The sequence below is a fragment of the Achromobacter sp. ESBL13 genome, from assembly GCF_036668755.1.
Lineage (GTDB): Bacteria > Pseudomonadota > Gammaproteobacteria > Burkholderiales > Burkholderiaceae_B > Achromobacter.
This window is the reverse complement of record NZ_JAZEVT010000007.1, coordinates 399,692-420,311: the sequence shown is the minus strand read 5'-3', so window position 1 is coordinate 420,311 and position 20,620 is coordinate 399,692. Positions and strand designations below refer to the sequence as shown.

Below are 20,620 nucleotides of genomic sequence, written 5' to 3'. Positions count from 1 at the left end.
CCATCCCGAACAGGACAGTGAAACGCCTTCGCGCCGATGATAGTGGACGGACGTCTGTGAAAGTAGGTCATCGTCAGGCTTTTATTGCGCAAAACCCCACAGGTAATCCTGTGGGGTTTTGTCTTTGTATAAGTGAGAACGCATTCACGCGTGACGACAGGTACTTGGTGTCATCACGAATGTGATTAGATGTTCGTGCAGTGCCAGGCAGTACACAAAAATTCGAGAGGTTGACGTTCAAGGCACCCTCTCAAGCAGTTACGCTTGACGACCATAGCAAGGTGGTACCACTCCTTCCCATCCCGAACAGGACAGTGAAACGCCTTCGCGCCGATGATAGTGGACGGACGTCTGTGAAAGTAGGTCATCGTCAAGCTCTTATCCCTCAAAGCCCCGCCGTTCACGGCGGGGCTTTGTCTTTGGCGATAACCAGTTCGAATTCGGACTGAAGACGAAGTCGCAAATGACCGCCTAATTGATGCCGCAATGGCGCCGTCAACCACGCTGCAAGCCGCGCCAATGTTGAATGTGCCGAAATAACAACGCCCGTGGATGGTTGGGTTTTGTGCGGTAAGATTGACCGAGTCAATTTGTTGGAGCGTTATCGTGAGTGATCCCCAGACCCCCGTGCCCGGCACAACGTTGGACCTGCGCACGCTGACCCATGTGGCATACGGTTTATTCGCCCTGGGCTTTCTGACAAGTGGAATTCTGGGCATTGCGACATTGGCGGCCGTGGTGCTGATGTACCTGAAACGCTCCGACGCCGCGGGCACGGTTTACGCGGGTCACTTCGACTGGATGCTGCGTACGTTCTGGTGGGCGATGCTGTGGCTGGCGATCAGCGCCATAGCGGTCTACATCTTCATTGGCTGGATCAGCTTGATCGCGACGGTCGTGTGGGTCCTGTATCGCTTGATCAAGGGCTGGCTGGCGCTGTTGGAAGGCAGCTCGCCGACTCCCTACGCCTGATCGGGAAAAAGCGTCTCATAGGCGCTTAGAAGGCCGGCAGAAATGCCGGCTTTTTTACGCCCGCGAATTCGCTGTGATCACGATGCGCGCGAAGACGCGACAAACGCGGGCTAGCGTTGAACGCGTTCCAAGACATGGCAGGGCCGCACACAGCACGTACACAATTCGCACGGACGCAGCGGCGCGCAGAAGGCGATCCGATAGTGCTGGGGCGGTATGGGGGATTGAGCTTCGCCGCGTCCACAGAACATGGACTTGGGATGGTGCGCCGAAGATGGCGCAGCTGAACAGAGGGTTGGCTAGCCCGGCGAAAAGCCAGGGCGTCGCGACAATCCAGGAGGCAGGGACGTACGGGGTACGCCCTTTGCCTGCTTACTTCAGATGTGCGTTGACCAGTTTGGTCAGTTCGAACATCGTGACCTGATCTTTGCCAAAGATCGGGCGCAGCTTGGCATCGGCGTTGATGTTGCGCTTGTTGCTAGCATCTTGCAGGTTGTGCTTCTTGATGTATTCCCAGATCTTCTTGGTGACCTCGGTACGCGGCACGGCTTCCGAGCCGATGACAGCGGCCAACTCGGCGCTGGGGGTCAGGGGCTTCATGAATGCAGCGTTCGGCTTGCGCGCGGTCGCGGGTTTGGAGGTTGTGGCCATAATGCGGCGCTCCTTCTCTGGCTGTTGGAAAAATTGTCCTGCGGCCGGAGCATAACGTGTCTCTCTGGTAAAGACAAAGGCATTTATCCTCTGTAGCAACTAAAATATACGCACCGTCCCCTCTATCACGCCATTCTGTAACCTCCTATGTACGCACGATCTGCCTTGGAATCAATTCGACTTTTTCACGACGAGTTGACCGCGCTGCGACGCGATTTGCATGCCCACCCCGAATTGGGTTTCGAAGAGGTGCGAACTTCGGGGATCGTCGCCGGTGCGTTGGAGGCGTTGGGCATCGAGGTGCATCGGGGAATAGGCAAGACAGGCGTGGTGGGCGTGATCCGTGGCCGGCGCTGCGATAGCGGCCGCATGATCGGGCTGCGCGCTGACATGGATGCCCTGCCGATGACCGAGGACAACGACTTTGGTCACAAGTCCACCAAGCCTGGCTTGATGCACGGATGCGGTCACGATGGGCACACCGCGGTGTTGATCGGCGCCGCCAAATACCTGGCTCAGACGCGTAATTTTGACGGTACGGCGGTCTTGATTTTCCAACCTGCCGAGGAAGGCCGAGGTGGCGCGCGCGCGATGCTGGAGGATGGCCTTTTCGACACGTTTCCGTGTGATGCCATCTATGCCCTGCACAACTGGCCTGGCCTGCGACCAGGTACCATTGGCATCAATCCCGGCCCGATGATGGCGGCGGCCGATCGCTTTGAAATTCAGATCACCGGGCGCGGCGGCCATGGCGCGCATCCTTACCAAACCATTGACCCGGTGACCATCGCAGGCCAGATCATTACGGCGCTTCAGACCATTGTGTCGCGCAACGTGAATCCGCTGGATTCCGCGGTGGTGTCGATCGGGTCGATGCAGGCGGGCCATCCCGGCGCCATGAGCGTCATTCCGCGCGAAGCGAAGTTGGTGGGCACGGTGCGCACGTTCCGCAAGTCGGTTCAAGAAATGGTTGAGACGCGCATGCGAGAGCTGGTCACCGCAATCGCCAGCGCATTCGGCGGGACCGCTGAACTAATCTACGAACGCATCTATCCCGCCACCCTGAACACGCCGCAACATGCGAACCTGGTCGCCGATATCGCCACCGAGATGATCGGCAAAGAAAACGTCGTGCGCGATCTGGTGCCGTCGATGGGCTCTGAAGATTTCTCGTTCATGTTGCAGAGCAAGCCAGGTGCGTACTTCCGCCTGGGCCAAGGCGGCGCCGAGTCGGGCTGCGTGCTGCACAACTCTCATTTTGATTTCAACGATGCGGTCATTCCCCTGGGCAGCGCGATGTTTGCCGCGCTGGCTGAACGGGGCATGCCGCTGGCAGATTAAGAAGCCTCTTCCATGTCTACTCAAAGCACGACCCAGCTTACTATCACCCGCCCTGATGATTGGCACCTGCATCTGCGCGATGGCGCGGCACTGGAAGCCGTGGTGGCCGACACCGCACGCCAGTTTGCGCGGGCCATCATCATGCCGAATCTGAAGCCGCCGGTGACCACCACGGAGCAGGCGCTGGCGTATCGGGATCGCATCCTTCAAGCGTTGCGCAAGGCGGGCGGCAACGCCGACGCCTTCACTCCGCTGATGACGCTTTATCTGACGGACAACACCTCAGCCGAAGAGATCCGCAACGCGCATGCATCCGGTCAGGTCTACGCGGTGAAGCTCTATCCCGCTGGTGCGACGACCAACTCGGACGCCGGCGTGACTGACTTGTTGGGCAAGTGCACCCAGGCCCTGGAAGCATTGGAAAAATGCGGAATGCCTTTGCTCGTGCACGGCGAGGTGACGGATCCCGCTATCGACGTATTCGACCGCGAAGCCATTTTTGTCGAACGCGTCATGAAACCGTTGCGTCGCGCGTTCCCGGCCTTGAAGGTGGTGTTCGAACACATCACGACGAAAGAAGGCGCGGAGTATGTGCGGGATGCTGAAGGGCCGACGGCCGCGACGATCACCCCTCAGCACATGCTCTACAACCGCAACGCGATCTTCCAGGGTGGCGTACGCCCGCATTGGTATTGCCTGCCGATCCTGAAGCGCGAAACGCACCGCCTTGCCTTGGTCGAGGCCGCCACCAGCGGCAGCCCCCGGTTTTTCCTGGGCACGGACAGCGCACCGCACGCCCGCGGCCTGAAGGAACACGCCTGCGGCTGTGCGGGTTGCTACACCGCGCTGCACGCGATGGAGCTGTATGCGACCGCGTTTGATGCCGTGGGCAAGCTGGACAAGCTGGAAGCCTTTGCAAGCTTCCATGGTCCGGATTTTTATGGTCTGCCGCGCAATACCGGCACGCTGACGCTGGTGCGCGAAACGTATCAGGTGCCCGAAGAGCTGGCATTCGGCAATACGACGCTGGTGCCGTTGGCGGCGGGCGAGGCGCTGGCTTGGCGCGCTCACGCTTGAGCGGCACGGGGCGCGCCCGGGCGCGGCCACTAACGTGAATCGGGGTGATCGGCATGTTGCCGATCACCCCGATTTTTTGCTGTGTATAGATGTGCCTATATATAGATGACCAAAATATAAGCTGCCGAAAAAAGGCGTGCAGGCACTTTACAGCGTGCCGTCGCGGCGTGCTTCCAGCAGTTCCCAGCGCGCAAACTTTTCTTCAAGCTCGCTTTCCAGCTTGGCCAGTTCGCCGTTGATGCGCTCGACTTCCGCCGGCGCGTCGCGGTAGAGGCTGCCGTCCGCCAGCTTGCCGGCCAGTTCCGCCTGCTGCGCCTCCAGCGCGGCGATGGCATCGGGAAGGCCTTCAAGCTCGCGCAAGTCCCACGCATTGATCTTGCTGGCCTTGGCCGGCTTGGCACGAGCGACCTTCGCGCGCGCGGCGCTTTCGTCAACGGGCTTGGCGGTGGCTTCCACATCGGCTTCCAAGGCGGCGGGCGCGGGGCGTTGCGCCACCCATTCATCGTATCCACCGACATAATCGCGCCAGTGTCCGTCGCCTTCGTAGGCGATGGTCTGCGTGACAACGTTGTTCAGGAAGGCGCGGTCGTGGCTGACGAGCAGCACCGTGCCGGCATATTCCTGCAACAGCTCTTCCAGCAGCTCAAGCGTTTCGATGTCCAGGTCGTTGGTCGGTTCGTCCAGCACCAGCACGTTGGCAGGGCGGGCGAACAGGCGCGCCAACAGCAGGCGGGCGCGTTCGCCGCCGGACAGGCTGCGCACGGGCGAGCCGGCGCGGGCGGGCGAGAACAGGAAGTCGCCCAAATATGTCATGACGTGTTTGCGGGTGCCGCCGATTTCGACCCATTCGCTGCCCGGGCTGATGATGTCCACCAACGACGCGTTCTCATCCAGCTGCGCGCGCATCTGGTCGAAATACGCGACGGCCACATTGGTACCCATCCGCGTCGTGCCACTGTCGGGCTGCATCTCGCCCAGGATGAGCTTGAGCAACGTGGTCTTTCCGGCCCCGTTGGGCCCGATGATGCCGATGCGGTCGCCGCGCAGGATGGTGGTGGAGTAGTCGTTCACCACCACCTTGTCGCCAAAGGTCTTGCCCACATGCTCAAGTTCGGCAACCAGCTTGCCCGAACGTTGGCCTTCGGCCAGGGCCAACGAGACGTCGCCAATACGTTCACGACGTTCAGCGCGCTGGACGCGCAGGCTTTCCAGGCGGCGCACCCGGCCTTCATTGCGGGTTCGGCGCGCCTCGACGCCCTTGCGGATCCAGACTTCTTCCTGCGCAAGCAGCTTGTCGAAGCGAGCCTGTTCCAGGCGTTCGGATTCCAGCCATTGGGCCTTGCGTTCCTGCCACTGCGAGAAGTTGCCGGGAAAGCTCAACAGACGGCCGCGGTCCAGTTCAACGATGCGGGTGGTGACGGCATCCAGAAAGCGACGGTCGTGGGTGATGATGACGGCGGCGCCGCGCCAGCCGCGCAACATCTCTTCCAGCCAGGCAATGCCTTCGAAGTCCAGATGGTTGGTGGGTTCGTCCAGCAGCAGCAGGTCGGGCTCTTCAACCAGGGCGCGTGCCAGGGCCACGCGCTTGCGCGTGCCGCCAGACAGGCCGGCGATTTGCACGTCCGCAGGCAAGCCAAGTTTTTCCAGCATGGCGCGCACGCGAGAGGGGCGTTGCCAGTCTTCGTGGTCGCCTTCCACGTTGCAGACCACGTCGAACACCGTGGCGTTTTCGTCCAGCTCGGGCTCCTGTTCGACGGTGGCCACGCGCAACCCCGAGCTGCGGGCGATGTCGCCGTCGTCAGGCAGGGTGCGGCCGTCCAGCAGTCTCAGCAGCGACGACTTGCCGGCGCCATTGCGGCCGATCAGGCCAATGCGCTCGCCGGCCTGGATGGCGAAGTCGGCATGGTCCAGCAATGGGTGGTGGCCATAAGCCAGCTGAATGTCGGTCAGGGTGATGAGGGTAGCGAGGGCCATGTAGTCGGTCTTTTCTGCGGCGTCTAAGCGGATCAACGCGTATTGTCGCAGGAACCTCGGCAAGCCGTTGAACGGGCCGGGACCCTGACGTGTGGGGGACAGTGCCGCCACCTGTAATAGAATACGAACCGCAAGACGGGTCGGGCGATCGCGGTGGATGCGAATCCATCGAGGAAGGTCCGGACTCCACAGGGCAGGATAACGGCTAACGGCCGTCCGGCCGCGTCCTCGGACGCGGTTGAGGAATAGGGCCACAGAGACGAGACTGGGAAGCGGGCGCGCTTTGCGCGCACAGGTACGGCCATCTCCGTATCGCGTCGTTCGGCAACGAAAGACGGCGTCTCAGGGTGAAACGCGGCAACCTCTATCCGGAGCAACATCAAATAGGCATGCGTGCGACCCTCGGGTCGCGAAGGGCGGCTCCGTCCAAGCATGCGGGTAGATGGCTAGAGCGGCTCAGCAATGATCCGCGCAGAGGAATGATCGTCCGCCAGGGCAACCTGGTGTACAGAATCCGGCCTATAGACTCGTCTTGCATCGAATATTCCCACTCGCGTGGCGCCAGGCATCAACGCCTGGCCGCCCGGCATGCGCCGCCGATTTTTTCGGCGCGCCAAAATGGGGCGTTCGGCGGGAAGCCTTGCCAACCGGTGCAAAGGACGCGGCGTAAAACAATGCAAAGGCATCGTTAGCCGCTACTTCTGACGAAGGACTTTTAGTGTGTCTCGCAACCTCCTGATAAATCAGGAGGTTTTTCTTTTTGCGGTTTTACATATTGGCCTAAGTCCTTGTTGTGATTGAAAAAATTGCAACCACTCGCTTGACCGCCCCATTGCCATACCGTAGAGTGGGAAATAGTAGGAAATTGTGCAATTAAGTGGGGTAAAAGTGGTGTTTCAGGGAAGCAGCGCACTCACGCTGGATGCGAAGGGGCGGATCTCGATCCCGACCCGGCATCGTGACGCGCTCATGTCGCAGGCCGATGGCCGGCTGACCCTGACACGCCACCCTGACGGCTGCTTGCTGGTGTACCCGCGTCCTGAATGGGAAAAGAAGCGCGAGCAGATCGCCGCTTTTCCCATGACGGCTCGTGCGTTGCAGCGGCTGTTGCTGGGCAACGCTCAGGACGTCGAACTGGATGGCTCCGGCCGGGTCCTGATCGCTCCTGAACTGCGCAACGCTTCCGGTATGACGCGCGATGTGATGCTGCTCGGTCTGGGCGCGCACTTCGAGCTGTGGGACGCCGCTACTCTGGCCAGCCGCGAGGCGGAAGACTTGGCCAAGGGTATGCCGGATGTGTTGAACCAGTTTTCGTTCTGAAAAAGTTTATGGAATTCGAACATCGGCCCGTTCTGCTGGAGCCGACGGTGGACGCGCTACTGCTGCCAGACTTCGGCGGCAAAGGCGCGACACGGTCGCACTCCCAGACCGAGCCGGATACGGCTACGCGGGCGGAACGCGGCGTGTTTGTCGACGGCACTTTCGGCCGCGGCGGGCACAGTCGCGAACTGCTTGGACGCTTGGGCAAGTCCGCGCGGCTGGTGGTGTTCGACAAGGACCCTGAGGCGATCGCGGTAGCCAATGCGTTGGCGGCTGCGGACCCGCGGGTCACGGTAGTGCATGGCGGCTTTGCCACCATGGCTGAAGAATTGCAGCAGCTTGGCATCGACAAGGTCGATGGCGTGATGCTGGATCTGGGCGTGTCGTCGCCTCAGATCGATGATGCCGAGCGCGGCTTTTCGTTCATGCGAGACGGCCCGCTTGATATGCGGATGGACACCACTCGTGGTCCCACGGTGGCGGAATGGCTGGCGCAAGCCAGTGTGGATGAGATGCGGGAGGTCATAGCGGATTATGGCGAAGAACGGTTTGCTTTTCAGGTTGCAAAGGCGATTGCTGCTCGCCGCGCAACAAGGCCGCTGTGCACCACGCTCGAGCTTGCCGAGTGCGTCGCCAGCGCCGTCCGCACGCGCGAAAAGGGGCAGCATCCGGCCACACGCACCTTTCAAGCTTTACGGATTTACATCAATCGGGAACTCGAAGAGCTCGCGCGCACCCTCGCGGCAGCTCTAGACCTGCTTGCCCCGGGAGGGAGGTTGGCGGTGATCAGCTTTCATTCGCTTGAAGACCGCATGGTCAAGCAGTGCATCGTGGCGGCGGCTCGGCCGGCCGCCGCGCATGCACGCCTGCCGCTGCGCGAAAGCGAAATGCCCCAGCCTATCCTGCGCTCCCTAGGTCGGGTCCAGGCTGAAGACGACGAAGTCTCCGGCAATGCCCGCGCCCGCTCTGCTGTCTTGCGCGTGGCCGAACGCACCGAAACGCCGCTGCCCCCTGAGGGCGGTTTTGCGTTTGTGAAGATCGGCTCGTTGCCTGGCAGCGACCTGGCTCCGCCGCCTCGCCGCGGTGGCAAAGGGGGGCGGCGCTGATGGGTCGTGTCAACCTGATCGTTGCGGCGCTACTGATGCTGTCGGCCATTTCGCTGGTCACCAGTCGGTATCAGTCGCGCCAGCTTTTTGTTGAGCTGGGACGCGATCAGGCGCAGGCGCGCGACCTGGAAACCAACTGGCGCCGCTTGCAGCTTGAGCGCGCCGAATTTGCCCGCAATGCGCGGGTGGATGCTATCGCACGCGACGGCCTGAAGATGATCTCCATCGTTCCGGACCGCACCCTGTACGTGAACCAAGCGCCCGTCTCCTCCACCGGAGGCGCGCAATGAAACGCGTTCCCTTCTTCGATAACCCTGTACTGCGCGGGCAATTGCCCTCGTGGCGCGCGCGCCTGGTGCTGATTCTGCTGTTTGGCGGTTTCACGGTGCTGGCTGGGCGCGCTTTGTTTTTGCAGGGTTTGTCGACGGAGTTTCTGCAGCAGCAGGGCGAACGCCGCTACGAACGCACGCTGACGTTGGCCGCCACGCGCGGCAAGATCATGGATCGCAACGGCGCGGTGCTGGCCTCAAGCGTGCCCGCACGCGCCATCTGGGCGATCCCGGAAGACGCCAAGCAGGGCACGCCCGCGCAAATGGACGCGCTGGCCAAGTTGCTGGAAACGCCCGTGGCCGACCTGCGCCATCGTTTGGTCGACGAAGACAAGAACTTTGTCTACCTGAAGCGTCAGGTCTCGATGGACGTGGCGGACAAGATCAAGCAGCTGAACATGCCGGGCATTCATCAGCAGCCCGAAACGCGCCGCTACTATCCCGACGGCGACGTGATGGCCCATGTGGTGGGCTTCAACAGCGTTGAAGATCAGGGCCAGGAAGGGGTTGAGCTTACGTTCAACCAGCAATTGCAGGGCCGCCCGGGCAGCCGCCGCGTCATCAAGGACCGGCTGGGCCGCGTCATCGAAGACGTGCAGGCCGTGACGTTGCCCGTTGACGGCCGCGACCTGCGCCTGTCCATCGATACCCGTTTGCAGTACCTGGTGTTCAAGGAATTGAAGGACGCCATGGAAAAGCACCAGGCCAAGGGCGCTACCGCCGTGGTCGTGGACGTGCATACCGGCGAAATCCTGGCGTTGGCCAACGTGCCGACGTTCGACCCGAACAAGCGTGAGACCTTTCATGGTTCCAAGCTGCGCAACCAGGCTATTACCGATACGTTCGAGCCCGGTTCCATCATGAAGCCGTTCACGGCCGCGCTGGCGCTGGACCTGGGTCGCATCACGACGTCCACGCTTTTCGAAACGGGCAATGGCCGCTTCACCTATCAAGGCAGCACGATCAGCGACGTCAGCCGCAATGGCACGCTGGACGTTGCCGGGGTGTTGCGCAAGTCCAGCAACATCGGCATGACCATGATCTCCGAGAAGCTGGAATCCCGCGAGATGTGGGACCGCTTCACCGAATTGGGCTTGGGCCAGGCCCCTCAAGTGGGATTCCCCGGCGCGGCGCCCGGCCGTTTGCGTCCCTGGGACCGTTGGCGCCTGATTGAAAAAGCCACCATGGCCTACGGTTACGGCCTGTCCGTGTCGCTGCTGCAAGTGGCGCGCGCTTACACCGTCTTCGCCCGTAACGGCGACATGGTGTCGCTGACGCTGGTCAAGCGCGACAGCGATCCCACCAGCGTCAAGATCTACACCCCCAAGACCACCGCCATGGTGCGCGCGATGCTTGAAGCCGCCGCTGGTCCCGAAGGCACCAAGGCCGCACAGGTGCAGGGCTATCGCGTGGCCGGCAAGAGCGGCACCGCACGCAAGATTGTCGACGGCAAATACAGCATGCAGCGCTACCGCAGCTCGTACGTGGGCTTTGCGCCGGTTTCCGATCCGAAGATCGTCGTGGCCGTGTCCATCGACGAGCCCACCGTAGGCGGTTATTACGGCGGCGCCATCGCCGCGCCGGTGTTCTCCCACATTGTGGGCGGAAGCCTCCGGTTGATGGGGGTGCGGCCCGACGCGCCTTTTGAATCCACGATTGTTGCTGGTCTCAAGGAGCCAGGCAGATGAGCGCCAACGGCTTCCTCTCTACCCCTGTCGCCACGGTTGCTGAAACCGTGGCGTGGTTGCATGCGCGCGTCTCGTTGACCGCGCATCTGAAACTGGACTCGCGCGATATCGAGCCGGGCGACGTGTTCGTTGCCTGCCCGGGCCTGTCCAGCGACGGACGTCTCTATATAGACAAGGCATTGGCGCTTGGCGCCAGTGCCGTATTGTTCGAAGCGCCCGCCACCGAAGCGCTACAGAATGCCGCGTCGGGTACGCCGATGCTGCCGGTCACCGGCCTGCGCGCCTTGCTGGGCGAGCTGGCCGACACCTGGTACGGCCGCCCGTCGGCCGCGCTGGCAGTGGTGGCCGTAACCGGCACCAATGGCAAGACGTCGTCGGTGCAGTGGATTGCGCACGCGCTCAGCCGCAACGACAAGCCTTGCGGCACCATTGGCACCTTGGGCGCCGTGCTGCCCGACGGCCGCACGCTGGGCGGCGACCTGACCACGCCCGACGTCCTGACCGTGCACCGCACGCTGGCCGCGATGCGCGATGCCGGCGCCCAGGCCGTGGCGATGGAAGCGTCGTCAATTGGCATCGAACAAGGCCGCTTGGACGGCGTGCGCGTGGCGCTGGCCGCCTTCACCAATCTGACGCGCGACCATCTTGACTACCACGGCACGATGGAACGCTACGAAGCCGCCAAGGCTCGGCTGTTCCAATGGCCAGGCCTGACCGCCGCCGTCGTCAATGCCGACGACGAAGCCGGCCTCCGCCTGCTGGCAAGCCTGCCGCAAGGCATGGCCACGATGGGCTACAGCCTGGGCGATTCGCCCGACATCCCCGCCGCGATGCGCGCGCGGGACTTGCAGGCCACTTCGCAGGGCCAGATCTTTACGTTGGTGTCCCCGCACGGCGAAGCCCAGATCGTGACGCGCCTGCTGGGCGCGCACAACGTGTCCAACCTGCTATTGGTGGCCGGCGTGCTGTACAAGCTGGGCCTGCCGTTTGCACAGATCGCGCGCGAATTGGCCGCGACGGATCCGGTTGACGGGCGCTTGCAGACCGTGGAGCCGATAGCTGTGTCTCCCCAGTCTTCCGCCGGCCGAGGCGCGCTGGTGGTGGTGGACTACGCGCACACGCCGGATGCCTTGTCGCGCGCATTGACCGCGTTGCGCCCCGTGGCCGTCGCCCGTTCCGGCCGCTTGATCTGCCTGTTCGGCTGCGGCGGCGAGCGCGATCCGGGCAAGCGCCCCGAAATGGGCCGCATCGCCGCGCAGCTGGCTGATCACGTCGTCGTGACCAGCGACAATCCGCGCACAGAATCCCCGCAAGCCATCGTCGATCAAATCCTGGCCGGCATCCCGGAAACGACGCACGCCGACGCCCAAGTTGATCGCGCGCGCGCCATCATGCAGACCATCTGGTCCGCCGCGCCTGACGATGTCGTGCTGCTGGCCGGCAAGGGCCATGAAACGTATCAAGACGTTGGCGGCGAAAAGCTGCCCTTTGATGACCGCGAGTGGGCGCGCCTGGCGCTGCTGCTGCCGCAGGTCAAGGGCGTGTCCACCGATACCCGCCGTATCGGCCCGGGCGAACTTTTCGTGGCGCTGGTCGGCGAGAATTTCGACGCGCATAACTATCTGGACCAGGCCGAAGGTCGGGGCGCGTGCGCGGCCGTCGTGGCGCACGCCGTGTCGGACGCCAAGCTGCCGCAAGTGGTGCTGGGCGATACCCGCATTGCGCTGATGCGCATCGGTGCCGCGTGGCGCGCGCAGTTCACGCTGCCCGTGGTGGCGGTAACCGGCAGCAACGGCAAGACGACCACCAAGGAAATGATCTCGGCGATGTTGGCCGAATGGCAGGGCGAGTCGGGCCGTTTGGCCACCGCCGGCAATTTGAACAACGACATCGGCGTACCGCTGACGCTGCTGCGCCTGCGCGCCGAACATCGCGCCGCGGTGTTCGAGCTGGGCATGAACCACCCGGGCGAAATCGCGCAGCTGGCCGACATGGCCGCGCCCACGGTCGCTTTGGTGACCAACGCGCAGCGCGAACACCAGGAATTCATGCACACCGTGGAAGCGGTTGCGCACGAAAACGGCGCTGCCATCGCCGCCTTGCCGGATGACGGGGTTGCCGTGTATCCCGGGGACGAACCGTATTGCGCCATTTGGGACGCGCTGGCCGAACCGCGCCGCGTGCTGCGCTTCGGCTTGCAGCCCGGGCTGGACGTCTACGCCGAGCAGATCCTTGCCGACGTGGGCTCAACGCGTTGCCGCGTTGTGACGCCGGTGGGCGTGGCGGACCTGGTCTTGCCCGTGCCCGGCTTGCACAACCTGCGCAATGCGTTGGCCGCCATCGCCAGCGCCATCGCAGCAGGTGCGCCGCTGGACGTTACCGTGCGCGCGTTGGCGGGCTTCGCGCCGGTTGCCGGCCGCATGCAGCACAAACAATTAAGCGACGGAACGTTGCTGATCGATGACACCTACAATGCCAACCCCGATTCGGTTCGCGTGGCCATCGACGTGCTGGCGCGAATCGCCGGCACGCGTGTCCTGGTGTTGGGCGACATGGGTGAAATCGGGGACAACGGCCCCGCCTTGCACGCCGAGGCGGGCCACTATGCGCGCGAGCAAGGGCTTGACGCGTTGATCACGCTGGGCGACGCCAGCCGGGCGGCCGCGGCCGCATACGGACCCGGCGCGCAAGCGTGCACATCGGTAGACGAAGTGGTGGCCGCCTTGCGCGGCTTGCGCCCGTCCAGCGTATTGATAAAGGGATCGCGCTTTATGCGCATGGAGCGGGTAGTGAAGGCTTTTTCCACGAACGACGAACAGACGGCCAAGGCGCAGGGAGAGCAGCATGCTGCTTGAGCTAGCCCGTCTGCTTTCCGATGATGTGCGCGCCCTGGGCGTGTTCGAATACATCACTTTGCGCGCCGTGCTGGCGTGCGCGACGGCGTTGCTGATCGGCCTGGTGGCCGGTCCGCGTGTGATACGCAAGTTGACCGAAATGAAGATCGGCCAGGCCGTGCGCGCCTATGGCCCGGAAACGCATCTGGTCAAGACCGGCACCCCCACGATGGGCGGCGTGCTGATTTTGATTTCCATTGCCATCAGCACGTTGCTGTGGGCCGACTGGACCAACCGTTTCGTGTGGGTGGTCCTGCTGGTCACGTTCGGCTTCGGCTGGATCGGCTGGATGGACGATTACCGCAAGGTCGTCTATCGCGATCCCGAAGGCATGCCCGCGCGGCAGAAATTCTTCTGGCAGGCCACCATCGGCATGGTGGCCGCGGTGTACCTGGCGTTTGCCGTGTCGGCCCCCGCCAACACCGACCTGTGGCCCTTGTTCAAGGCCTGGGTCGGTAGCGGCTTCACGATGTCGCTGCCGACGCGCGCCGACCTGATCGTGCCGTTCTTCAAGTCCGTCAGCTATCCGCTGGGCGTGCTGGGATTCGTGGCGCTGACCTGGGCCGTGATTGTTGGCACCAGCAATGCCGTGAACCTGACCGACGGCCTGGATGGCCTGGCCATCATGCCCACCGTGATGGTGGGCAGCGCGCTGGGTATCTTCGCCTACGTGGTCGGCCGCGTCGACTATTCCAAGTACCTGCTGTTTCCATACATCCCCGGCGCGTCCGAACTCATGGTGCTGTGCGCGGCGATAGGGGGCGCGGGACTCGCCTTTTTATGGTTCAACGCGTATCCGGCCCAGGTCTTCATGGGCGACGTCGGCGCGCTTGCCCTGGGCGGCGCGCTGGGCACCATCGCGGTCATCGTGCGCCAGGAAATCGTGCTGTTCATCATGGGCGGCGTGTTCGTGGTGGAAACGCTGTCGGTGATGATTCAGGTGACGTGGTTCAAGTACACCAAGCGACGTTATGGAACAGGTCGACGCATATTCCGCATGGCCCCGCTGCATCATCACTTTGAAGTGGGCGGCTGGAAAGAAACCCAGGTGGTCGTGCGTTTCTGGATCATCAGCATGATGCTGGTGCTGATTGGCCTCTCAACCCTGAAGTTGCGATGAATACGATGGAAACCTCCCGCGCTGACGCGCCGCTTGTCCTGATCCTTGGATTGGGCGAGACGGGTGTCGCCGCCGCACGCTGGTGCGCCCGCCTGGGCGCCCGCTTGCGCGTGGCCGACACGCGCGCTGAACCGGGTGGGCTTGCCGCGCTGCAAGAGGCGCTGGCGCAAAGTGATGTGCATTACCACCTGGGATGCGATGCGTCCTTTGATACGGCCCTGCTGGATGGCGTGACGCAAATCGTCCTTAGCCCCGGCCTGGCGCCCACGCAAGCGCCTGCCGCTGATCTGCTGCGCGAGGCCGAAGCCCGCGGCATCGAGGTGCTTGGCGAAATTGAATTGTTTGCCCGCGCGTTGGCCGATCTGGCCGAAACGCGCGAATACCGTCCGCGCCTGTTGACCGTCACCGGCACCAACGGCAAGACCACCGTCACCGCCCTGACGCGCGACTTGATCGACGCCAGCGGCCTGTCGGTGATCGCCGCCGGAAACATCAGCCCGGCCGCTCTGACCGCGCTGATGGACGCGCTGGACAACGATGCGCTGCCGCAGGTGTGGGTGCTCGAGCTGTCCAGCTTCCAACTGGAAACGACGCGCTCGCTGATGGCCGACGCCGCCGTCGTGCTGAACGTGACGCAAGACCACCTTGACTGGCATGGCGGCATGGAATCCTACGCCGCTGCCAAGGCCCGCATTCTGACGATGGCGCGTATCGCCATCGTCAACCGTGATGACCCGCTTACCGTGGCCATGGTGCCTACCTTGAACGCGCTGAACGTGCGCAGCTTTGGCCGAGACATGCCCGAGCTGGTCGGCGACATGGGCCTGGAACTGGGCCAGGGCGTGGCTTGGCTCGTTGCCTGCGAACCCAGCGATTTCGACGAACCCGCACCGCCCACGCGTCGCAAGAAAGACGCGCCCGAACCGGTGCGCGCCAACGGTCGCAAAAGCCGCCTGATGCCCGTGGACGCGTTGCGCATTCGGGGCATCCACAACGCCTTGAACGCGCTGGCCGCCCTGCAACTGGCCCGCTGCCTGGACCTGGGCTGGGGCGCCATGCTGCGCACGTTGCGCGAATACGCGGGCGAACCGCATCGTGCAGCGTTCGTGCGCCAGATCGGCGGCGTGGACTACATCAATGACAGCAAGGGCACCAACGTGGGCGCCACGGTGGCCGCGCTGGAAGGCCTGGGCCAACCGGTCGTGCTGATTGCCGGCGGGCAAGGCAAGGGCCAGGACTTTTCGCCTCTGATCCCCGTGGTGTCGCGCCATGCGCGCGCCGTCATGCTGATCGGCGTGGACGGCCCCGAGATCGGCCGTGTGCTGGCGTCCACCGGCGTCAGCTGCATCACCGTTGACTCACTGCATGCCGCCGTGCGCGGCGCGGCCGATCTGGCGCAGCCGGGCGACGCCGTGTTGCTGTCGCCGGCGTGCGCCAGCCTGGATATGTTCCGCAACTATCCGCACCGTGGGCAGGTTTTCATGGAAGAGGTCGAAGACCTGGCACGCGACCGCGGAGAAGTGGCATGAGCCTGATCGCCGACCTCACCGCCAGCGTCAATGCCGTACGGCCCGGCCGTACCAAGATGCGCAACTTCGATCTGCCGCTGGTCATCGCGGCGTCGACCTTGTTGCTGCTGGGCTTGCTGATGGTGTATTCGGCGTCGATCGCGTTGGCCGACGGCCCGCGCTACGCGTCCTATGGCCGCTACTACTTCGTGATCCGCCATGGCCTGTTCGTCAGCGCCGGCCTGGTTGCGGGCGCGGTCGTGCTGGCCATCCCGATCCGGGTCTGGCAGCGCATGGCGGTGCCGCTGTTCGTGGTGGCGATGGTGCTGCTGGTGGCGGTGCTGATCCCGGGCATCGGCCGCGAAGTCAACGGCGCGCATCGCTGGATCCCGCTGGGTCCGCTGAACTTTCAGCCGTCTGAATTGATGAAGCTGGCGGCCTTGCTTTATGCCGCCGACTACACGGTGCGCAAGCAGGAACACATGCAGGCGTTCGCGCGCGGCTTTTTGCCGATGGCCTTTGCGTTGGCCGGCGTGGGCATGCTGCTGCTGCTTGAGCCCGACCTGGGCGCCTTCATGGTGATCGTGGCCATTGCCATCGGCATCCTGTTTTTGGGCGGCATCAACGGCAAATACTTCAGCAGCCTGCTGGCCGTCTTGGTCGGCACCTTCCTGATGCTGATCTGGCTGTCGCCGTGGCGCCGCGCGCGCCTGTTCGCGTATCTGGACCCCTGGAACGAAGACAACGCCTATGGCAGCGCCTATCAGCTGTCGCATTCGTTGATCGCGCTGGGCCGTGGCGAATGGCTGGGCGTGGGCCTGGGCGCCAGCGTGGAAAAACTGCATTACCTGCCCGAAGCGCACACCGACTTCCTGATGGCGGTGGTGGGCGAAGAACTTGGCTTTGCCGGCGTCATGCTGGTGATCACGCTGTTCGCCATCATCGTCTACCGCGGCTTCGATATCGGGCGTCAGGCCATCGCCATGGAACGCACGTTCGCGGGCCTGGTGGCGCATGGCGTCGCGATGTGGTTCGGCGTGCAGTCCTTTATCAACATGGGCGTGTGCCTGGGCCTGCTGCCCACCAAGGGCCTGACCTTGCCGCTGATGAGCTACGGCGGTTCGGGCGTGGTGATGAACCTTTGCGCGCTGGCCATGCTGATCCGGGTTGACGTCGAAAATCGCGTGATGATGCGTGGGGGACGGGTATGACCGCCGCGCGCACCATCCTGATCATGGCCGGCGGCACCGGCGGCCACATCATGCCCGGTCTGGCCGTGGCCGATGTGTTGCGCGCGCGGGGCTGGCGCGTGATGTGGTTGGGCAACCCGGACAAGATGGAAGGCAAGCTGGTGCCGCCGCGCGGTATTGAACTGGTGCCGCTGCGCTTTCAAGGCGTGCGCGGCAAGGGCGCGTCCGCGCTGCTGAAACTGCCGTTCCTGCTGCTACGCGCCTTCGCGCAAGCCTGGTCGCGCCTGGCGGACGTGCGTCCCGACGTGGTGCTGGGCATGGGCGGCTACGTGGCGTTCCCCGGGGGCGTGATCGCGGCGCTGCGCGGCACCCCGCTGGTCGTGCACGAACAGAATGCCGTTGCCGGCACCGCGAACAAGTGCCTGGCAAAGATGTCGCGCCGCGTGCTTAGCGGCTTCCCCGACGTGCTGCCCAAAGGCGAGACGATGGGCAACCCGGTGCGCGCCGACCTGTGCGCGCTGCCCGACCCGGCCATGCGTTACGCCAGCCGCTCCGGTCCGTTGCGCCTGCTTGTCGTGGGGGGAAGCCTGGGCGCGCAGGCGCTGAATATTGCCGTACCGCAAGCGCTGTCGCGCTTGCCGCAGGATCGCCGCCCGGTGGTTGTCCATCAGGCCGGCGAACAACATTTACCCGCGCTGCAACAAGCCTACGCCCAGGCGGGCGTGCCGGCCGATTGCCGCGCGTTCATCGAAGACATGGCGGGCGCCATGGGCGATGCCGACCTGCTGATCTGCCGCGCGGGCGCCATGACGGTGTCTGAAGTAGCGGCCGCGGGCGTCGCCGCGCTGTTCGTGCCGCTGCCGCATGCCATCGATGACCACCAGACCGCCAATGCACGCTTCTTGAGCGATGCAGAGGCCGCTTGGCTACAGCCGCAATCCGCCCTGACGCCCGAGTGGCTGGCGGACTGGCTGGCCCAGCGTTCCCGACAAGAACTCGAAGCCGTTGCCGTCCGTGCCCGCGCGCATGCGCAGCCGGAAGCCGCGGCCCATATCGCCGATGTCTGCGAACAAGCAGCGGGGCGTTCATCATGAAACACAGAATTCAACATATCCATTTCGTGGGCATCGGCGGCTCGGGCATGAGCGGCATTGCCGAGGTCCTGCTCAACCTGGGCTACACGATTAGCGGTTCCGACCTGAACGAATCTGCGGTCACGCGCCGCCTGGCCGGTCTGGGCGTGAAGATCGCCATCGGTCACGTGGCCAGCAACGTTACCGGCGCGGCCGCCATCGTCACGTCCACCGCGGTGGCGGGCGACAACCCCGAAGTCATCGCTGCCCGCGCCGCGCGTATCCCCGTGGTCCCGCGCGCCATCATGCTGGCCGAGTTGATGCGCCTGAAGCGCGGCATCGCCGTGGCCGGTACGCACGGCAAGACCACCACCACCAGCCTGGTCGCCAGCGTGCTTGCGGCCGGCGACCTGGACCCCACATTCGTGATTGGTGGCCGCTTGAACTCGGCCGGCGCCAACGCGCGGCTGGGGCAGGGCGACTACATCGTTGTCGAAGCCGATGAGTCCGACGCGTCGTTCCTGAATCTGCTGCCGGTGATGGCCATCGTGACCAACATCGACGCCGACCACATGGACACCTACGGGCACGATGTGGCGCGCCTGAAAAGTGCCTTCATCGAATTCACGCAGCGCCTGCCGTTCTATGGCAGCGCCGTGCTGTGCTCGGACGACGCCAATGTGCGCGAGATCATGCCCTTCGTGTCGCGCCCGATCACCACCTATGGCTTGAACGAAGACGCGCAGGTGCGCGCTTATGAAGTGCAGCCGTCCGGCACGCGCATGCGCTTTAACGTGCAGCGCACGCATCGCGACACGCTGCTGCCGCCGCTGCAAGTGGAACTGAACCTGCCCGGCCTGCATAACGTGCGCAACGCGCTGGCCGCGATTGCCGTTGCAACCGAGCTGGGCGTGTCCGATGACGCCATCCGCGATTCGTTGGCCGCCTTCAAGGGCGTGGGCCGCCGTTTCACGCAGACGGGCGAATTTCCGGTGCCGGCCAGCCATGGCGGCGGCACCTTCACGGTGATCGATGACTACGGCCATCACCCTGTCGAAATGGCGGCCACGCTGGCTGCCGCGCGCGGCGCCTGGCCCGATCGCCGCATCGTGCTGGCCTTTCAGCCGCACCGCTACACGCGCACGCGGGATTGCTTTGAGGATTTTGTACGGGTGCTGGGCACGGCCGACGCCGTGTTGTTGACCGAGGTCTACGCCGCCGGCGAACCGCCGCTGGTGGCCGCCGATGGCCGTGCGCTGTCGCGCGCGCTGCGAGTGGCCGGCAAGGTCGAGCCGGTGTTCGTCGAAGACGTGGCTGAACTGCCGCAGGCTGTGGTCGACTTCGTGCGCAACGGCGACGTCGTGATCGTGATGGGAGCGGGTTCGATCAGCAAGGTCCCCGCCCAAGTAGGAGAACTGGCATGAGCGCGCAATTCGGCAAAGTGGGTGTGTTGTACGGCGGACGCTCCGCTGAACGCGAAGTGTCGCTGATGTCCGGCAAGGGCGTGCAGCAGGCGCTGGCTAGCGCCGGCGTGGACGCGCACCTGTTCGACACGGGCGAACGCAGCCTGGCCGAATTGGCCGCTGAAGGCTTTGACCGCGTCTTCATCGCGCTGCATGGCCGCTACGGCGAAGACGGCACGATTCAGGGCGCGCTGGAATTGCTGGGCATTCCGTACACCGGCAGCGGCCCGATGGCGTCCGCGCTGGCCATGGACAAGACCATGACCAAGCGCGTGTGGCTGCAAAACGGCCTGCCAACGCCCGAATTCGAAGTGTTGGATGCCGACACGGAACTTCGTCTGGTGCCGGATCGTCTGAGCCTGCCGCTGATCATCAAGCCGCCGCATGAAGGGTCGACCGTGGGCATCACCAAGGTCGTTGGCTATTCCGACATGAAAGAAGCGTATGCCGCCGCCGCGCGCTTTGACAGCGTGGTGCTGGCCGAACAATTCATCACCGGTCGCGAGCTGACGGTGGCGGTGCTGGGGTCGGGCAAGGGCGCGCGCGCGCTGCCCGTCATCGAGATCGCCGCGCCCGGTGGCAACTACGACTACGAACACAAGTATTTCTCGGACGACACGCAGTACTTCTGCCCGGCAACGCTGCCGGACGGCGTGGCTGAAGAAGTCGCCGCAATTGCCGTTAAGGCCTATCAGGCGCTGGGCTGCGAAGGCTGGGGCCGCGCCGACTTCATCCTCGACCGCGACAACCGGCCCTGGCTGCTTGAAATGAACACCTCGCCTGGCATGACCAGCCATTCTTTGGTGCCGATGGCCGCGAAGGCCGTGGGGATCAGCTACGCCGAACTCTGCGTGGCGATTTTGTCCGAGGCCTCGTGCAAAGTGCACAGCGCCCCGCGTAACGCTTGACCTGGA

General features: G+C 63.9%; 16 protein-coding genes, 1 rRNA gene and 1 other RNA gene. 16 read left to right on the top strand and 2 right to left on the bottom strand.

The annotated features are described in order from the left end of the window. The first annotated feature begins 263 nt into the window (after positions 1-263). Positions 264-376, top strand: a 5S ribosomal RNA gene (rrf, locus tag V6F88_RS25300). Positions 377-552: 176 nt separating this feature from the next. After that, positions 553-972, top strand: a complete 420-nt coding sequence (locus V6F88_RS25295; protein WP_332613028.1) for a DUF4870 family protein — start codon at positions 553-555, stop codon at positions 970-972. 372 nt (positions 973-1,344) lie between these two features. Here the strand turns inward: V6F88_RS25295 and V6F88_RS25290 are convergent, their stop codons facing one another. After that, positions 1,345-1,623, bottom strand: coding sequence for an SWIB/MDM2 domain-containing protein (locus tag V6F88_RS25290; protein WP_006217453.1), 279 nt, complete (start codon positions 1,621-1,623; stop codon positions 1,345-1,347). Between the two features lie 147 nt (positions 1,624-1,770). Here V6F88_RS25290 and V6F88_RS25285 point away from each other — a divergent pair, with 147 nt between their 5' ends. Beyond that, positions 1,771-2,964, top strand: a complete 1,194-nt coding sequence (locus V6F88_RS25285; protein ID WP_104143374.1) for a M20 aminoacylase family protein — start codon at positions 1,771-1,773, stop codon at positions 2,962-2,964. A gap of 12 nt (positions 2,965-2,976) precedes the next feature. Then, positions 2,977-4,041, top strand: a complete 1,065-nt coding sequence (pyrC, locus tag V6F88_RS25280) for a dihydroorotase (RefSeq protein ID WP_332613024.1) — start codon at positions 2,977-2,979, stop codon at positions 4,039-4,041. Between the two features lie 147 nt (positions 4,042-4,188). Here pyrC and V6F88_RS25275 read toward each other — a convergent pair whose 3' ends face one another. Further along, positions 4,189-6,015: an ATP-binding cassette domain-containing protein gene (locus V6F88_RS25275; protein WP_332613022.1), complete on the bottom strand. Its 1,827-nt coding sequence runs from the start codon at positions 6,013-6,015 to the stop codon at positions 4,189-4,191. Positions 6,016-6,147: 132 nt separating this feature from the next. Between V6F88_RS25275 and rnpB the strand changes: the two genes are divergently transcribed. The 12 genes from rnpB (at position 6,148) to V6F88_RS25215 (ending at position 20,614) form a co-directional block, all read left to right on the top strand. Continuing rightward, positions 6,148-6,553: RNase P RNA component class A (gene rnpB / locus V6F88_RS25270), an RNA gene on the top strand. Between the two features lie 353 nt (positions 6,554-6,906). After that, complete coding sequence (gene mraZ, locus V6F88_RS25265) at positions 6,907-7,335, top strand: division/cell wall cluster transcriptional repressor MraZ (RefSeq protein WP_006226256.1); 429 nt, start codon at positions 6,907-6,909, stop codon at positions 7,333-7,335. An 8-nt stretch (positions 7,336-7,343) separates the two neighbouring features. Then, positions 7,344-8,441, top strand: a complete 1,098-nt coding sequence (gene rsmH / locus V6F88_RS25260) for a 16S rRNA (cytosine(1402)-N(4))-methyltransferase RsmH (RefSeq protein WP_120153818.1) — start codon at positions 7,344-7,346, stop codon at positions 8,439-8,441. After that, positions 8,441-8,731, top strand: a complete 291-nt coding sequence (gene ftsL, locus V6F88_RS25255; protein ID WP_332613020.1) for a cell division protein FtsL — start codon at positions 8,441-8,443, stop codon at positions 8,729-8,731. Before rsmH ends, ftsL begins: the two co-directional genes overlap by 1 nt. Next, positions 8,728-10,458: a peptidoglycan D,D-transpeptidase FtsI family protein gene (locus V6F88_RS25250; protein ID WP_332613018.1), complete on the top strand. Its 1,731-nt coding sequence runs from the start codon at positions 8,728-8,730 to the stop codon at positions 10,456-10,458. Before ftsL ends, V6F88_RS25250 begins: the two co-directional genes overlap by 4 nt. Next, entirely contained in the window at positions 10,455-13,313 is a 2,859-nt protein-coding gene (murF, locus tag V6F88_RS25245; RefSeq protein ID WP_332613016.1) for a bifunctional UDP-N-acetylmuramoyl-L-alanyl-D-glutamate--2,6-diaminopimelate ligase MurE/UDP-N-acetylmuramoyl-tripeptide--D-alanyl-D-alanine ligase MurF, read from the top strand. Before V6F88_RS25250 ends, murF begins: the two co-directional genes overlap by 4 nt. After that, positions 13,303-14,472, top strand: coding sequence for a phospho-N-acetylmuramoyl-pentapeptide-transferase (gene mraY / locus V6F88_RS25240; RefSeq protein ID WP_046804320.1), 1,170 nt, complete (start codon positions 13,303-13,305; stop codon positions 14,470-14,472). Before murF ends, mraY begins: the two co-directional genes overlap by 11 nt. Further along, positions 14,469-16,001, top strand: a complete 1,533-nt coding sequence (gene murD, locus V6F88_RS25235; RefSeq protein WP_332613014.1) for a UDP-N-acetylmuramoyl-L-alanine--D-glutamate ligase — start codon at positions 14,469-14,471, stop codon at positions 15,999-16,001. The genes mraY and murD overlap by 4 nt, the downstream gene beginning before the upstream one ends. After that, a complete protein-coding gene (gene ftsW, locus V6F88_RS25230) occupies positions 15,998-17,191 on the top strand; it encodes a putative lipid II flippase FtsW (RefSeq protein WP_332613012.1) in 1,194 nt (397 codons plus the stop codon). The genes murD and ftsW overlap by 4 nt, the downstream gene beginning before the upstream one ends. Beyond that, complete coding sequence (gene murG / locus V6F88_RS25225; protein WP_332613010.1) at positions 17,188-18,264, top strand: undecaprenyldiphospho-muramoylpentapeptide beta-N-acetylglucosaminyltransferase; 1,077 nt, start codon at positions 17,188-17,190, stop codon at positions 18,262-18,264. The genes ftsW and murG overlap by 4 nt, the downstream gene beginning before the upstream one ends. Beyond that, entirely contained in the window at positions 18,261-19,667 is a 1,407-nt protein-coding gene (murC, locus tag V6F88_RS25220; RefSeq protein WP_046804316.1) for a UDP-N-acetylmuramate--L-alanine ligase, read from the top strand. Before murG ends, murC begins: the two co-directional genes overlap by 4 nt. After that, complete coding sequence (locus tag V6F88_RS25215) at positions 19,664-20,614, top strand: D-alanine--D-alanine ligase (protein WP_332613008.1); 951 nt, start codon at positions 19,664-19,666, stop codon at positions 20,612-20,614. Before murC ends, V6F88_RS25215 begins: the two co-directional genes overlap by 4 nt. Positions 20,615-20,620: the final 6 nt, after the last annotated feature.